Raw genomic sequence first — 16453 nt, 5'->3', positions numbered from 1 at the left:
TCTGTTGCAGACCGGCAAGACACAGGCGTACGGCTCTCACCCGCTTGGAGAACGGGATGATCGGCTTGGCAATGGCATCGGCATACCGCGGATCCTCATGCAGCCAACGTTCCAAACACTGACGGGTGGGATAACCCAGATGCTCCGCGACCTGCTGGGTCGTCATATCAGTGGAGAAATACAACTCCACGGCACGACCACGCTCCTCTTGACTGAACATAGAATCCTCTCGTTCAATCTCCAAGAAAACGTCCGCAGCCCCGTCGTGTTGAGTTCCTGGCCAAAGAACTTCACGATTCCGGGGCGTTCACCACCGGGGAGTTCGTCCTGCACGGTCAGCAGCAGAGATCCCGAACCGCAGGCCGGGTCGTACACGCTGAACGTGCCGTCATCCGCCGAGACCCCATTGGTCACTAGTCGCGCCAAGACCTGTGACACCTCATGCGGTGTGTAGAATTCGCCACCCTTCTTGCCCGCGTTCGCCGCAAACATACCGATCAAATACTCATAGATGCCACCCAGCACATCCCGCCCGTGCTCATCCCTGAACTCGACCCCATCAATGAGCTTCACGATACGGTTCAACGACTTGGCGCGATCGTTGGTATTGGCACCCAGTCGGGAATCACCGAGATTAACGTCGCTGAAGACGCCTCGAAAATCCCTGGCGGCTTCCTTGTTGAGGGAAGCATACTTCTCGAAATCGTCGAAGATCGCCTGATAGTCACTGGGTACGATGCGATTGCCGTCAATCTTGCCAATCAAGGATGCCCAAGTATCCTGCGGCTCGATCGCATAGCCCAAGTACGCCGAGATGTCCTCCAGATAATCAGACATATCCTCACCGACGGCTTGCTCGGCATACGCCTCATCAATGGTCTGGCCGTCACGAATATCGAGAACGTCGTTCTTCTCGAGATATTCCATCTGGTGCTCCGACAGATAGCGGTAGAACATGAAGGCGAGAATATAGTTCTTGTACTCTGAGGCATCCATATTGCCCCGAAGTTCGTTCGCCATGGCCCAAAGCTTGGACGTGATGTCTTCCAGAGTGGTACTCATGATTATGTCTGTTCTCCTTAGACGAACATCTGCTGAAGCAGGGCTTTTTTCTGCTGCTGAAGGTGGGAAAGCTTACGCTGATGAAGAGCGATAGTGTTGTTCAAATGTGAAAAAAGGCTTCCAATCTTCTTCTGTTCGTCAAGTGAAGGAATTCTGGTCCTAATGTTTCTAAGTTTTTTCATTGACAGAACACGTTGCCCCGTACCAACTGACTCAAGATCGACTTGGCGGATAATTGAATGGTTTAGAATCTGCATAAAGAAATTGCTGTCACCATTATCGATTTTAAATACGGGATAAAAGTAGCTAATGATACCAAAATCAATTAAGTCGTTTCTGTTGAATTTAAAAATTCCGTTATCACTACGGGATCGGTAGGTGAAGTATCCTCTAGGAAGAACATAATAACCGATATTCTCTGATGTAGTGACTTGTCGATTTGCAAAGTAGTCGGTTTGAAAAACAATTCCTTGCTGTTGAGAAGACGTTAATACCGGATATTGATCTTCACTTGTAGTTTTCTCTGTATATTCATCAAGGTATCCATCGAGCTTACGCTGTTCCCAAGCGTCAACAAAACCGGGGAAACGGACCTCCGGACGGTCCTCCCCGGATTTCGGGAACATTTTCTGGAGCAGGCCCTTTTTCAACTGCCGAAGATGCGAAAGCTTACGCTGATGAAGAGCGATAGTCTCATCTAGGTGCCCAAAAAACTTTCCAATACTGTCCTGCTCTGCGTTAGTTGGCACGCAAACTTCAGCATTTTTTACATCTTTAGAGTTAATGGATTCAAAAGTTGAACCACTACTGAATTTGATCCAGTAATTATCAATCTTCATCTTTGAGAGAAGTTGGAAAATAAAAGCATTGCCTTGGATGCCCGCTACGCCACGTCCTAAAACAACAGGAAAGTCAGTAACTCCGACGTCCCCAACTGGTGCTCTCACCGAGAGAATTAATTCTCCAGCCTCGGCTTTCTTTGTCACTTGTTTAGTCCAAACGCGTGGAACAACATGTCCATCTTTCATATCGGCGTTGCCTTGTACTAAGATATGGTCATTTGGATTATTCGTGTAATTTGTACCCAAAGGAGACTGTCCCATAGTAATTTTAGTAACCTGTGAGAGCTTACGCTGTTCCCAAGCGCCAGCAAAACCCGGGAAGCGCAGCTTCGGAACACGCGATGTATCGTCAGTCATCTCATCCTTCTCTCACCATAAGCACCACATGATTCCGAAATCGCCCCATGGACGGTCAAATCATCGGCCAAATCGTATATCGCCTCACGCAGACCACTGCGATACTTAATCTTCGAGAGATGTTGAACCGTATCGTCATGTGCCAGGGTGCGATATCCGCTACTTCCCCGCGCCACCAACTCTCGAATCTGCCCCATGTCATCGAGATCCTGGACACCGTAACGATGGCGGGCGAACAACTTACGCATTTGCGAACTGCTCATGACATCGATGATGCCCCACTTGATTCTGAAATCCTGTAGTTGCCTATCCAACGTCACCGTATTCGCACGGCGAATCACGTTCTCCGCTTCCTCCAAGCTCCTAAGCTTTACCGGATATACAAACCCCGAACCTTCCGGCGGGTAGTGCCCTCCGGCAATGGCGGCAGCGGCATTGACGATGCGGGTGGCGTACTGGCGATCCTCCAAGCCATTGGCGAATTCTTGAATCTTATCCTGCGTATCGGCGGCATCGTCATGACGGCCTTCGTGGACTTCGTTCAGGAGCTGCTCCACGAGTTCGGTGAGATAGTCGTAGTTGATCTGCACGTCCTTGATATGCGTCATCCGCAAATCAATCTGGGTCGGCAGAACCTTAAGCCGACCGGCAATCGCCTTCTTGAGCTCATTAACGAGCGCCACCGTCAACGTTCTCTCCTCGGCGACACTCATACCCAGTGACTTCACCAAAGAGTCGGGATCATCGTAGTCGAATCCGGTCTTCGCACCGTCGATCTCATCGGGAGTGAATTGTTTGAGCTGAGAGACTCCGGCATTGTACTCACGCATCACATCCGCCATGAAATCCTGCTGCTTTTCGGATGAAGGAATGTGCTGGAAGTCCTCCGTGAGGCTTCTCAGTTTATCGACCTTCGTTCTGACCGCCTTGAGGACCTCCTCGAACGACTTGGCAAGTACGCCGGAATCCGTGAGATCCGGGTCCTCCCTCTGCCCCAGTTCCGCCGAGTTCTTGTTGGCATAAATCGCCAGCGCCTCATTCATCAGCTTCTCGGAATTCGCCGGCCACCGATAATTGACGATATAGCCCCACGGCTTGCTGTCCATATCCTCGATGCGGTTCGTACGCGAATACGCCTGAATCAGGCTGGCGTTCTTCAATGTCCGATCGACGTACAGGGTGTTGAGCTGGGGTGCATCGAAGCCCGTGAGGAGCTGATCGACGACGATGACCAGATCAAGATATCGTTTGTCGTTCGCCGTTCGGTCGAGCCGGGATGTGACGTCCTGCGTATAACCACCGACGTCATCCATGCCGAACGATGTACCGAATTCTCCGTTGTACGTCTGTATGGCTCGGAACAGCATCTTGTTCGAGTTGAGCATGTCATCGCTGTTCGTCGTGTTGTAACTGAAGGTAATGGCGACCTTGAGCACCAATCCCCCATTGCGTCGATGCTCGTCATTGACCCGTTGGAACTCATCGAAATACTTCATCGCCATCGGGGTGCTCGCCGCACCCCCGCCGACATGCGTGGTGAACAGAGCATTATACCTGCAATCGTTCGACCTATTGCGCCAATTCGCGAACACGTCCGCGACCACAAGACGAACATGCTCGTCATTGTTGTCATAGAAGCTGGGCGATATCGCATCATCCATGTCACTTTGGTCAAGGTTCGCGATCTTCGCCTGAACCTGCTCCTCGGACCACGACGGATAGCGGTTCCGGTAGAACTGCGGCAGATACTCCTCTTTCATCTTGTCTTCATCGATGGTCGTACGGAAATCGACCTTGAACCCCAACACGTTGTGATCGGCGATGGCCTCTCGAATCGTGTAGGCATGCAGGAGCGGACCGAAAATATCGCCCGTGCGAAGACCGTTGGTCGTGTCGTCGAACATCGGCGTACCCGTGTACCCGACCCAGGCCGAACGGGGGAACTTCCGCTGAATGGTTTGGAATGAATCACCGCCGGTCGAACGGTGCGCCTCATCGACTACAAACACGATATTCTTAGCCGGGGCCTCGAAAGACTTGCGTTTGACGAGAGTGTCGAGTTTCTGCACGGAAGTGACGATGATGCCACCGTCCTTGGCCTTGAGCTTGCGCCGTAGATCGTTGGTGTTGTTGGTGTCCTTCACGCCACCGAGCATGTCATCTCCCGCATCGGGGTCATATGCCCGGTACTTGTCCAACGTTTGCTTCGTCAACGCGATCCTGTCGACGAGGAACACGACCTTATCGACGTTCGGCAGGCGACTTGCCAGCCAGGCCGTCTTGAAGCTGGTGATGGTCTTGCCCGACCCGGTAGTGTGCCAGATGTATCCAATCTTGTTGGTGGCTATCTCGAAATCGGTGTATTTGAGTTTGTTCAGCACCGCCTGCGTGGCATACACCTGATAGGGACGCATGACCTTGAGCATCTGCTTGTTTGGCGTGCCGTCCAGAATCATGAAGTTGGTCGCCATTTGATGAGCCATGGGGATCGACAGCATAGAATCGGCGAACTCACGCCAATCGCGAACGATGCCGTTGTTGTCCCTGCGCTGCCAGTGGAACGCGAAGTCCTTGTTGAACTGGTCCGACGTGGTGTTGGCCATGTATTTCACGTTGTTGGGTGAAAGCGCCACCAGGATCTGCAGGGTCGAGAAGATATCGTGGTACTGCAACTCGTCGATGTACTGGTGCATCTGGTTCAACGCCTCATTGACGTCGTGGGTGTCGCGCTTCTCCTCGATCTGGATGATGGGCAGACCATTGATGAGCAGGGTGGTGTCAAACCGACGATCTTCCTTCCCCGCGATGACGGCGGGGCGCTCGATCTGGTTCACCACCTGGTAGACCGTGTCACCCGCGCCGATCTGCTTCTGGTCGAAGACGGTGAGGAACACATGCCGGCCGTCGTCCAAATCGACCTCGATCTGCGAGACACCATTGAGGCCGTAGAGGAACTGCCCGGCCTGATACGGAGTGTTCAGATTCGATATGGTGTTCTTCACCTGCGCGAATTCGACGTCGCTCAGCGGGTGGTCGAGCACGTTCTGATTGTGTCGCTCAAGTATGGATTTGAAGTTGGCCCATAATTGCTTGGTTGTGCTGATACCACGCGCATACTGCCAGAATTTCTCCGCCGACAGATACCGCGGTGTTCGATGCTCGATATCCTCTGAGCGCTTGGAATCGGGCTCCCGTACCAGTCCCCGATTGCAGAGCCGCTCGATCAGCATCGATTCAAATTCGCTCTCGCTGCCCGACTGCGGATGGCTCTCCATGCCCAGCTCCTCTTTCCCTGCCATCGAGACCATCCACCATGAAGGTGTCCGTCCCATGCTCATCCGCATGCCCAACGACGGCGCATACCTGTCCGCGTAACTCCCTGTAACATCACCGTCGATGGCATCACTGGTGCAATATTCTTCTCATCGCCTCGGACATGCTCCCGCTTCGACAGCCGGGCTGCTCACCGCCGGGCCGACGTCGAGTCCCGGTCGGGCTCAGCCCGCAGGAAAACGACACTGGCCCGAGAGGGGCTGCGGACGAAGCTCAACAGTACGACAGAATCATACGATTGGAGAAATGAAATGGGTTTCTGGATCATGCTTGTTTCAGCGGCACTGGGCATAGCTCTGATAGTCCTTGGAGCCGTGAAATATGACAAAGAACAGAATCTGGATCGTGTCGATGGCGTTCGGCGTGTGCTCTCTGGTCCTTGGGGTCTGGCTCGCCCTACCCCACTGACCCCACTGAGAGCGCAATCCGGACACGAATAGCGCAGCCCCGATATCTCTTCCGAATGCCGTCGCTGTTCCAACTCGTCCAGAAATCTCATCCGTCGAGGAAATCTCACGTCCGTAAATCTCACATCCGTCCAGGAGTCACGCGCGTTCATGCCCTGCCATTCCACGGACAAGCCTACGATCCGTGGACAAGCCTACGATTCGACGACCGGTGGTGACGAACCGCGCGACGCGCGCGATCCACCACCACTAAACTCGACCCGCAATCCACGCCGCAATCCGCAATCTAAGTCCGGCCCTTCGAGAGACGGCCCTTCAAGGGCGGCAGCCCTAAGGCCCGCCCCTTCGAGAGCCACACCCCCTGAGACCCGGCTCTCAGACCTGCCGCCCTCAGGCCCGGCGACCGGACTTCGGCAATCGTGCACCGACGATCAGACCCGACGATCAGACGCTGAGAATCAGACCCAGCAATCAGACGCTAACGATCTCAGGCCTTGGCGACGCTCACTCCCAGCTCCGCGGCATCGGCATCCGCCACGACGTCCAGACTCGTCGCCAGCGTCTCATGCGCGATGAGGTCGCGGAACTGCTCGACCTTCGCCGCATCGGCGGACGGCACGACCAATCGCAGTGCGATGCGGTCGGAGATGTCGAGACCGGCCTCCTTGCGAGCGTCCTGCACGGAGCGGATCGCGTCGCGGGCGTACCCCTCGGCGACCAGATCGTCGGTGAGCGCGGTGTCGAGGATGACGAATCCGCCGGTCGGCAGGCTCGCGGACACCACGTCATGCGAATGGGCGGCATCCTCCTCCTCGACCTCGTCGAGCATCTCGAACTCGCCGTCGATCAGCTCGATCTCGCCCTGCTGCGTCTCCTCGATGGGATGACCGGTCTTCTCGTCCACATGCCAGGCTCCGCTCTTCGCGGCCCTGATCGCCGCCTGGACCGACTTGCCCAGACGGGGTCCGGCGGCCCGGGCGTTGACGCGCAGACGATGCAGGATGCGCAGACCATGCCTGGGCGCCTCCTCCAGAGTGAGGAACTCCACGTCCTTCACGTTGAGCTCCGACTCCAGCAGATCCGTGTACGCCTCGGCCGCCTTCGGATCCTGGATGAGCACCGTGAGCTTCGACAGCGGCTGACGGACGCGGACGTGCCCGGCCTTGCGCAGCGACAGGGTTCCGGAGACGATCTCGCGCACCTTCTCCATCGCGGCGACGAGCGCGTCGTCGGCGACCAGCACGCGGCCCAGCTCGGTGTCCTCGCCGGTCCTCTCGTCACGGACGAACGGCCAGTCCGCCAGATGCACGGATTCGCCGCCCGTCAGACCGCGCCACACGGTCTCGGCCTCCATCGGGGCGAGCGGCGCGAGGACGCGCATGAAGACCTCCAGCACCGTGTACAGGGTGTTGAACGCCTGCGGATCCTCGTTCCAGAAGCGGTCTCGCGTGTTGCGGATGTACCAGTTGGTGAGCACGTCGATGAAGTCGGACGCGGCGGCGCAGGCGTCGGAGATGGCGAAGTCGTCCAGCGCCTTCTCGGTGCGCTCCACAAGAAGCCTGGTTCTGGCCAGCAGGTACCGGTCCATGCGCGGCAGTCCCGCCACCTCGTCGGGACGCAGCGCGCGCGCCTCGAATCCGGCTCCCCTGTTGGCCGCATTGGCGTACAGCGTGAAGAAGTAGTACGAGCTCCACACGGGCAGCATGACCTGACGCACCGTGTCTCGGATGCCCTCGGCGGTGACGATGAGGTTGCCTCCTCGCAGGATCGGCGAGCTCATGAGGAACCAGCGCATGGCGTCGGATCCGAACTTGTCGAACACCCCGTTGACGTCCGGATAGTTGCGCAGATGCTTGCTCATCTTCTGCCCGTCGCTGCCGAGCACGATGCCATGGCAGATGACGTTCTTGAAGGCGGGCCGGTCGAACAGCGCGGTCGCCATCACGTGCAGAAGATAGAACCATCCGCGCGTCTGACCGATGTACTCGACGATGTAGTCCGCCGGGAAATGCTGCTCGAAGTACTCCTTGTTCTCGAATGGATAGTGGAACTGGGCGAAGGACATCGACCCGGACTCGAACCAGCAGTCCAGAACGTCGCTGATGCGGCGCATATGCGACTTCCCGGTCGGATCGTCGGGGTTGACCCGCACCAGCTCGTCGATGAACGGCCTGTGCATGTTGATCTCGCCCTTGCGGTCGCGCGGGTAGTCTCCGAAATCGCGCTTGAGCTCCTCAAGCGATCCGTACACGTCCACACGCGGATGCTTGGGATCGTCCGACACCCATACGGGGATCGGCGAACCCCAGAAGCGGTTGCGTGAGATCGACCAGTCGCGGGCGTTGGCCAGCCATTTGCCGAATTGGCCATCCTTGACGTTGCCGGGGATCCAGTTGATCTCCTGGTTGAGCTCCAGCAGACGCTTCTTGATCTTCGTCACCGACACGAACCAGCTGGACACCGGCTTGTAGATCAGCGGGGTGCCGCAGCGCCAGCAGTGCGGATAGGAGTGCACGTAGCTCTTCTCCTGGAAGAGGATCGCGCGATGCTCCTCGGGGATGCGGGCCAGCGGGCCGTCGCCGGCGCGCAGGTTGCGCAGGATCGGCAGATTCCGCGTCGAAGACGTACATGCCTCGTAGTCGGGACACAGCGAGTTGAACGAGCAGCTCTCGTCGAGCACGTCCACGGACCTGATGCCCTTGGCGGTCAGCGTCGCCATATCGTCCTCGCCGTAGGGGGCCTGATGCACGAGGCCGGTTCCCTCGATGGTGTCGACGTAGTCCGCGGTGAAGATCCGGTAGGCGTTGGGTCCGGGCGTGCCGTTCTCGCCGGTCGCCGCATCATCGGCGAAGTACGGGAAGACCGGCCAGTAGCGCCAGCCCTCCATGTCCGCGCCCTTGAGCTCGCGGACGACCTCGTAGTCCTCCCCCAGCTCCTTGGCGTATGACGCGAGCAGCGGCCTGCCCAGATAGAACTTCTTGCCCGCGAAGCGTCCCTGCGTGGGACGGACCTCGACGTAGTCGATGTCCGCGCCGACGACGATGGCGAAGTTCGTCGGGACCGTCCACGGCGTGGTGGTCCAGAACACCGCGTAGGCGTCCTCCTCGTCGCGCAGCCTGACGGCGACCGACACCGTGGTGTCCTGACGGTCCTGGTACACGTCCGCGTCCATGCGCAGCTCGTGGGCGCTCAACGGCGTGCGGTCGGTCGGGCAGTACGGCAGCACGCGGTGGCCCTGATAGGCCAGGCCCTTGTCGTACAGCTGCTTGAACGCCCACATGACGGACTCCATATAGGGGATGTCCAGCGTCTTGTAGCCATGCTCGAAGTCCACCCAACGGCCCTGACGATGCACGTAGTCGCGCCACTCGTTGGTGTATTTGAGGACGGACGTGCGGCAGGCGTCGTTGAACTTCTCGATGCCCATCTCGTTGATCTGGTCGACCGACTCGATGCCCAGTTCCTTCTGCGCCTCAAGTTCGGCGGGAAGGCCGTGCGTGTCCCAGCCGAAGACGCGATTGACGCGATGGCCCTTCATGGTCTGATAGCGCGGGATCACGTCCTTCGCATAGCCGGTGAGAAGGTGTCCGTAGTGCGGCAGGCCGTTGGCGAAGGGCGGGCCGTCGAAGAACACGAACTCGTTCTGGCTGTGGTCGCCGGAGGGACGGCGCTCCACGGACTTCTCGAACGTCTTCTCGCCGTCCCAGTACTTCAGAACCGACGTCTCCAACGCGGGGAAATCGGGGCTTGGCGTCACACGGTCATGAGAACCGTCAGCCGTCGCCTTGGGATACGCATGGGAATTGGTGGATTCACTCACCGTTGCTCTCCTCGTCTCGCAGGTCCATTCCATCGCCTGCGAGGACGAGGCCGCGATCCACTGGACCGACGGCACCGCGGTACCACCCCGCTTGCCATGCCGGCGCCGCATAACGGCTTCCGGCATGACCACTTGCCTTCGGCTGTGTCGGGCCGATCCCGTCGGGTCTAGTAGGCGATGCCATCCACGCGATGCCACGCCGTTCTTCCGAGGACTCCCCGCTGATGACGGATCATCGTCCAAGCCCCGTACGCCTTATGCCATAAGTCGTCTTATGTCATATGACCTCAGACATACGGAACCCATATCGCGGCTTATCATAGCACCGGCCGCCGATCACCCGTGCGCCTCCCGCCTATTCCAGCTCGACCGCGCCAGTGTACAGCTGGTAGTACTCCCCCCGTTTCGCGATGAGCTCATCATGGGATCCTCGTTCGATGATGCGCCCATGGTCGAGAACCATGATGACATCCGAGTTGCGCACGGTGGAGAGCCTGTGGGCGATGACGAACACGGTACGCCCCTTCATCAGCGCATCCATGCCGGCCTGGACGACCTCCTCGGTGCGAGTGTCGATGGAGCTCGTGGCCTCGTCCAGAATCATGGCCGGCGGATCGGCGACCGCCGCACGGGCGATGGACACCAGCTGGCGCTGCCCCTGCGAGAGTCCGCTGCCGTCACCCTCGAGAACCGTCTGATAGCCCTGCGGAAGCATGCGGATGAATCCGTCGGCGTTCGTCCGCCGCGCGGCGGCGATGCACTCCTCGTCGGTGGCGTCAAGACGACCGTATCGAATGTTGTCCATCACCGTGCCCGTGAAGAGGTTGACGTCCTGAAGGACGATCCCCAGCGACCGCCTCAGATCGGGCTTGACGATGTTGCGCACGTCGATCCCGTCATAGAGAATCTGCCCCTGCTGAATGTCGTAGAAGCGGTTGATGAGGTTGGTGACGGTGGTCTTTCCCGCGCCGGTCGCGCCCACCAGGGCGATTTTCTGCCCGGGCTTGGCGAACCAGGTGATGTCGTGGAGCACAGGCTTGTCGGGCGCGTATCCGAACGTCACCTCAGTGAACCTCACGTCGCCGCGAAGCAGCGTGTAACGGCCATCCGCGGACGTCACCGCGCTCTCCTTGGCCTTCAGCGCCACCTCACGCGCGGTGCCATGCAGTTTCGATGCCGCGGCGAGGGATCGGGTGCCATCATCGTCGGCGGCCCGTCGCCATGCCCAATGACCCGTCTCGTGGTCGACCTCCGTCATGGTCCGGCCGTCGGATGCGAGCTCGACGTTGACCAGATGCACCGTGCCATCATCGCTTTCGACCGGCTCATCCATGAGTGCGAAGATCCGCGATGCGCCGGCGAGCGCCATCATGACCATGTTGAACTGCATGGACACCTGGCCTATGGGGTTGACGAAGGCGCGCGACAGCGTGAGCACGGCGATCAGGGTGCCGAGGGTGAGCGTTCCCGATCCCGACAGGCCCACGTTCCCCCATCCCGCCAGCGCGACGGCCCCTCCGACGATGGCAAGGAGCACGTAGAGCATGTATCCCATGTTGCCCACGACCGGCATGATGTTGTTGCCGAAGGTGTTGGCCGCGGCGGATGCCTGGTAGAGCTCCTCGTTTCGGCGGTCGAACTCCGAGGCCGTCGCGTCCTCATGGTTGAAGACCTTGATGACCTTCTGGCCGTTCACGGCCTCCTCGACGAAGGCGTTCACCCCGCCCAATGTCTGCTGCTGGCGGATGAAGAACATGCCGCTGCGGGTGACCATGAACCGCACGACGGCCACCAGCGCAATGGTGAACACCAGCGTGAACACGGTGAAGGGTATGGAAAGCCACAGCATCGAGATCAGCGCCGCCAGCGCCGACACCCCCGACGCGAACATCTGCGGGAACGACTGCGAGATCGCCTGACGCAGGGTGTCGGTGTCGTTGGTGTAGCGGCTCATGGTGTCGCCATGCTCATGGGTGTCGAAATAGCCGATCGGGAGACGCTGCTGATGCGCGAACATCTCGTCACGGATGTCCTTGAGCGTGCCCTGCTCCACCGTCACAATCAGCCAGTTCCACAGCCAGGTGCTGAACACGCCGACCGCGTAGAGGCAGCCCATCAGCGTCAGAGCGGTCAGCAACGGCCCCCAGTCGGGGTTGGTCGCTCCGACCAACGGAAGAATGTACGTGTCGATCAGGGACTGGAGGAAAAGGGCCGATCCCGCCTGCGCCGCGGCTCCCAGAAGGATGCACACGACGATGGTCACCACCCTCCATCGGTAGTGCATGATGTATCCGAAGATGCGCTTGGTGGTTCCCGGGGCCGCCTTCATCGGCGCATGGCTCATGCTCGTCGCCTTAGGCATCCAGATCGCCTCCCTTGTTCTGCGTCTGAGATTCGTAGATCGAACGGTATTCGTCGCAGGTCTCCAACAGCTGCTCGTGCGTTCCCCTGTCGATGATCCTGCCCTCCTCCATCACGACGATGAGGTCGGAATCCTGCACGGACGCCACGCGCTGCGCGATGATGATTTTGGTGGTGTCGGGGATCTCGTCGTGGAAGGCCTCGCGTATCAGACGATCGGTTTTCGTGTCGACCGCGCTGGTGGAGTCGTCCAATATCAGTATCCGGGGCCGTTTGAGCAGCGCTCGGGCTATGCACAGACGTTGGCGCTGCCCTCCCGAAACGTTCGTGCCGCCCTGCTCGATGTGCGTGTCGTAGCCGTCGGGAAACTCGGTGATGAACCCGTCCGCCTGGGCCAGGATCGCGGCGTGGCGGATCTCCTCATCGCTCGCGTCCGGATTGCCCCAGCGCAGATTCTGCGCGATCGTGCCGCTGAACAGCACGTTCTTCTGCAAAACCATCGCGACCTGATCGCGCAGCGCCACCAGATCGTATTCGCGAACGTCATTACCACCGACCTTCAACGAGCCGCTGGACACGTCGTACAGACGCGGAATGAGCTGCACAAGACTCGATTTGGATGACCCGGTGCCGCCCACGATTCCCACGGTGGCTCCTGATGGGATGCTCAGGGTGATGTCGTCGAGAACCGGCTTCTCGGAGCTTGTGGCGTAGCGGAACGTCACATGGTCGAATTCCACGGACCCATCGGGAACATCCATGACGGGACTGGCCGGATCCGTCACCGTGCTCTCCTCCTGCAGGACCTGGCAGGTGCGTTCCGCCGAGGCCTGCGAGATGATCACCATGATGACGATCATCGACAGCATCATCATCGACATAAGGATCTGCATCGCGTACGTCACCAGCGCAGTGAGGTCGCCGGTCGTCAGCCCAAGGGCCGAGCTGTTGCCGGAGGCCACGATCTGCCGTGCGCCGATCCACGCGATGAGGATCATGGTGGCGTACATGCAGAACTGCAGAAGCGGCATGTTGAAGCTCATGATCTTCTCGGCCTTGGTGAAGTCGTTGAATATCGACTGGGATATCCTGCCGAACTTCGAGACCTCATGGTCCTCGCGGTTGTACGACTTGACCACGCGCACACCCTGCAGGTTCTCGTCCACGACGTTGTTGAGCCGGTCATAGGTGTGGAAGACGCGTTCGAAGACAGGATGGACAAGGAACACCAGTGCGATCAGTCCTCCACCGAGAATCGGCACGGCCGCGAGGAAGACCAGCGAGATCGACGGGCTGATCCGATAGGTGAACAGCCATGCGACTACCACCATGACGGGAGCGCGCACGCCCAGCCTGATAAGCATCTGGTAGGCGTTCTGTAGATTCGTCACATCCGTTGTCAGCCGCGTGATGATCGACCCCGTCGAGAAGCGGTCGATGTTGGTGAAGCTGAAGGACTGCACCTTCGCGAACAGATCGTGCCGGAGGTTGCGCGCAAAGCCCGAGGCCGCGACCGCAGCGAAACGTCCTGACAGGAATCCGCACGCCATCGACACCACGGAGCATGCGATAAGTATCACTCCGAAACGCCAGATCTGCGGCATGGATCCGCCAGCGATGCCCTGATCGATGAGCACGGCCATCAGCGTGGGAATGAGGATCTCCAGCACTCCCTCGATGACGACGAACGTTGGCGTGAGCAGGGTGGGCCGTTTGAACTCCCGCAGACTACCCAGCAATGTGCGTATCACATGCGTCGGCTTCGCCGGCTCCTCCCGGGCCGTGTTTCCGGCCTTATCAATGGCTGTCGTCACTCGTCACTCTCCTTCATGCTCTCCTCCATGTCGCCCTTGCCGCCGGCATCCGATTCACCCATCGGCTCCCCGGGGTGGGACTTGCGTGCCTGCGCCGCATCGATGTTCGCCATGAGTCGGTCGATGTAGGCGGCAAGCTGTGCGCGTTCCTCTTGAGTGAAGCCTTCGAAGAGCTCCTCTTCCATGCGCATCGCATTGGCGACGAGCCCCTCGACGATGGCATCCGCCCGATCCGTAAGCACAATGCGCTTCATCCGCGCGTCGCCGGGAACGGACTCGCGAACAATGAACCCCTTGCGCTCCATCAAAGCCAGAACCCGCGATGCTGTGGAGCGTGTGATGCAGAAGCGTTTTTCAACATCCCTCTGCACCACGGTCTGCGCGCGATGACGTGCGAGAAACATGATGATATGAGCGTTGCCACCTGTGGCGATACGGGCGTTGTCGGGCATAGTCGAACTCAGATATCGCCGTATACGCCGGTTAAGGCTGCTGATGTCGATGCCGATGCTTCGTTTTTCCGCCATGCCCGCACCCGTCAAGGCACGACGTTCATCGATGGTGTCTCTTCTCTCCACAGCGGCCATCCTAATATGACTCACATACAACATGCCGCATATACAACAATTAGCGTGGAGCTGATTATGCGCACACTCCACCTGTACCGCGGTGGCGGCGAGCCCTCGTGCCGCAGCCTAAATTTGGAACACGTCGGGATGCGCCGGATCGCCCGGGATTCCCTCAAGCAGATCGCCAAGCCCCAGGAATTCACGCCAGAATTCCCACGACCGGCCATAAGGTGTCGCGCCCGCTCCGAACGCCTGGATGTTGGCCTTCGCCTCATAGACGTCCAACTCGTCGATCCCCTCGAAGAACGAAGCCAGACGCGCCAGATTCCGCCCATCGTAGAACAGCGAGCCGATGATCTGCGTGAGACGCTCCGCGCGCGCCAACGGCAGGGAATCCCAATGCCGGAACTCGATGAAGTTCTTGAGACGAGCGTCATTGAAATGCGTGGATATGACATGGTTGATCTCGTACGCATTGAGCTCACGGTCGGGATACAGCTCCCCTGCATTCTCCCGGAACGCCGCGCGATGTTTCTCGGCCTCGCTCAGCCCGGCCGCCTCCGGGGTGTGGGTGAGGTCGGCGAACATCAACGGGGTGGACAGCACATCGACCGCATAATCCTCCCAGCCGAAACGCGGGTCGTACAGGCCGGGAATGACGTTCGCCCTCTGAAAGTCAAGAGAATCCCACATACGTTGACGCAGCAGGGGGAAGGGGTTCGGTGCGCCTTCGAAGTACGGGGTGTTGCGGAAGAACCAGGCGAGGATGGGGCCGACCGCCGTCCCCACCCGCAGTTTGGCTATCGCATCCGCCTCGTCGTGATAGTCGATGCTCACCTGGGTGGATGCCGAGCAGCGCATCATGCACAGCCCATACTGTCCGACCCGGCCCAGATAGTCGCTCATGGCGGCATAACGGCTTTTCGGATTCACGGGAATATCGGCGAAACCGGTTTTCGGCTGATACCCATAGGCAACAAGCCGGAACCCCAATTCATCAAGAATGGGATCCGCCTCGAAACGGAAGGCCCGGTACACCGTCTCCAGCTCCTCCGGCGTCCTCAGCACCCCAATGGAGCATTCGACCTGGGCGCCCGGCTCAAGGGAGATGGATATCCCCTCCCTCGCCAAGCCGACAAGGCGACCGTTCTCCCAGTACTCGCGATCGGCGTCGTAATAGGGACGCAAACGTCCAAGCAGCGTCTCCACGCCCTGCGGCTCGTAGTAGTTGATGGCCTCATCGCTTCCGTTGCGGACGGGAAGATGCTCGATCTCCACGCCGAAGCCTCCCGGGGCCGACTTGCACCCCGCTTCGAAGAACGACACCAGACTCGCAAGATGCCGGGGATTGACCGTGGCGCCGAGATGGGCGTAGTTGATGCGTGGCGTAACCATGCGCCCATCCTACGGGAGCGGAAGGCGGTGGCACGCCCCACCGTCATAGGGAATGCCGATGGCGAACCATAGGCATGGGCGCGGAACCAAGGATGCAGGCGCGTGCGGGCCACATCGCGATTCGGCTATGGGCGCACCGACTGGCGCTTCTTGGCGGCGGAGATCATCAGCTTGATCCTGTTGAGCTGGTTGGCCTCCGACGCGCCCGGATCATAGTCGATCGACACGATGTTGGCTTCGGGATGCAGACGACGAATCTTGCCGAACATGCCCCGGCCGGTGACATGGTTCGGAAGGCATGCGAAGGGCTGGGCGCACACCACGTTCGAGCATCCGGACTCCACGAGTTCGATGATCTCGCCCGTGAGCAGCCACCCCTCGCCCGCCTGCACGCCGATGGAGGTCACCTCGGCGGCCTTGCGCACAAGCTCCGGCATCGGCAGATCCTGGCTGAACTTTCCATGGGCCGTGTCGATGGCGTGGCGGATCGGAT

The 16453-nt window shown here is 59.2% G+C and carries 8 protein-coding genes and 2 pseudogenes; all 10 read right to left on the bottom strand.

Features of this window, described 5'->3' with window-relative positions; genetic code table 11:
* A pseudogene (locus BMIN_RS09005) lies at positions 1-190 on the bottom strand (IS3 family transposase); the annotation flags it as partial.
* Positions 163-1062 (bottom strand): N-6 DNA methylase, encoded by a 900-nt coding sequence (locus tag BMIN_RS07785; protein ID WP_022861614.1) that lies wholly within the window; start codon positions 1060-1062, stop codon positions 163-165. The gene BMIN_RS07785 and the pseudogene BMIN_RS09005, both read right to left, overlap by 28 nt.
* 17 nt (positions 1063-1079) lie before the next feature.
* Positions 1080-2261 (bottom strand): restriction endonuclease subunit S, encoded by a 1182-nt coding sequence (locus BMIN_RS08425; protein WP_022861615.1) that lies wholly within the window; start codon positions 2259-2261, stop codon positions 1080-1082.
* Positions 2258-5560 (bottom strand): type I restriction endonuclease subunit R, encoded by a 3303-nt coding sequence (locus BMIN_RS07775; RefSeq protein ID WP_238565649.1) that lies wholly within the window; start codon positions 5558-5560, stop codon positions 2258-2260. Before BMIN_RS07775 ends, BMIN_RS08425 begins: the two co-directional genes overlap by 4 nt.
* Positions 5561-6488: 928 nt before the next feature.
* Positions 6489-9854 (bottom strand): mupirocin-resistant isoleucine--tRNA ligase, encoded by a 3366-nt coding sequence (ileS, locus tag BMIN_RS07770; RefSeq protein WP_051913510.1) that lies wholly within the window; start codon positions 9852-9854, stop codon positions 6489-6491.
* A 322-nt stretch (positions 9855-10176) separates the two neighbouring features.
* Entirely contained in the window at positions 10177-12183 is a 2007-nt protein-coding gene (locus tag BMIN_RS07765) for an ABC transporter ATP-binding protein (RefSeq protein ID WP_051126421.1), read from the bottom strand.
* A complete protein-coding gene (locus tag BMIN_RS07760) occupies positions 12176-13996 on the bottom strand; it encodes an ABC transporter ATP-binding protein (protein ID WP_022861620.1) in 1821 nt (606 codons plus the stop codon). Before BMIN_RS07760 ends, BMIN_RS07765 begins: the two co-directional genes overlap by 8 nt.
* On the bottom strand, positions 13993-14523 hold the full coding sequence (locus BMIN_RS07755) for a MarR family winged helix-turn-helix transcriptional regulator (RefSeq protein WP_238565648.1): 531 nt from the start codon (positions 14521-14523) through the stop codon (positions 13993-13995). The genes BMIN_RS07760 and BMIN_RS07755 overlap by 4 nt, the downstream gene beginning before the upstream one ends.
* A 168-nt stretch (positions 14524-14691) precedes the next feature.
* Positions 14692-15960 (bottom strand): glutamate-cysteine ligase family protein, encoded by a 1269-nt coding sequence (locus BMIN_RS07750; protein ID WP_022861622.1) that lies wholly within the window; start codon positions 15958-15960, stop codon positions 14692-14694.
* A 125-nt stretch (positions 15961-16085) separates the two neighbouring features.
* Positions 16086-16424 (bottom strand): annotated as a pseudogene (locus BMIN_RS09240) (hypothetical protein); the annotation flags it as partial.
* Between the last annotated feature and the right edge of the window lie 29 nt (positions 16425-16453).

This window comes from Bifidobacterium minimum, assembly GCF_000741645.1.
Taxonomy (GTDB): domain Bacteria; phylum Actinomycetota; class Actinomycetes; order Actinomycetales; family Bifidobacteriaceae; genus Bifidobacterium; species Bifidobacterium minimum.
Note: the sequence above shows the minus strand (reverse complement) of the source record. Positions and strands in the feature narration are given on the sequence as shown.

Coding starts and splice junctions, on each gene's coding strand:
- BMIN_RS07775 (WP_238565649.1), bottom strand. CDS start 5,560: ATGGCAGGGAAAGAGGAGCTGGGCATGGAGAGCCATCCGCAGTCGGGC.
- BMIN_RS07785 (WP_022861614.1), bottom strand. CDS start 1,062: ATGAGTACCACTCTGGAAGACATCACGTCCAAGCTTTGGGCCATGGCG.
- BMIN_RS07755 (WP_238565648.1), bottom strand. CDS start 14,523: ATGGCGGAAAAACGAAGCATCGGCATCGACATCAGCAGCCTTAACCGG.
- BMIN_RS07750 (WP_022861622.1), bottom strand. CDS start 15,960: ATGGTTACGCCACGCATCAACTACGCCCATCTCGGCGCCACGGTCAAT.
- BMIN_RS07765 (WP_051126421.1), bottom strand. CDS start 12,183: ATGCCTAAGGCGACGAGCATGAGCCATGCGCCGATGAAGGCGGCCCCG.
- BMIN_RS08425 (WP_022861615.1), bottom strand. CDS start 2,261: ATGACTGACGATACATCGCGTGTTCCGAAGCTGCGCTTCCCGGGTTTT.
- ileS (WP_051913510.1), bottom strand. CDS start 9,854: ATGGAATGGACCTGCGAGACGAGGAGAGCAACGGTGAGTGAATCCACC.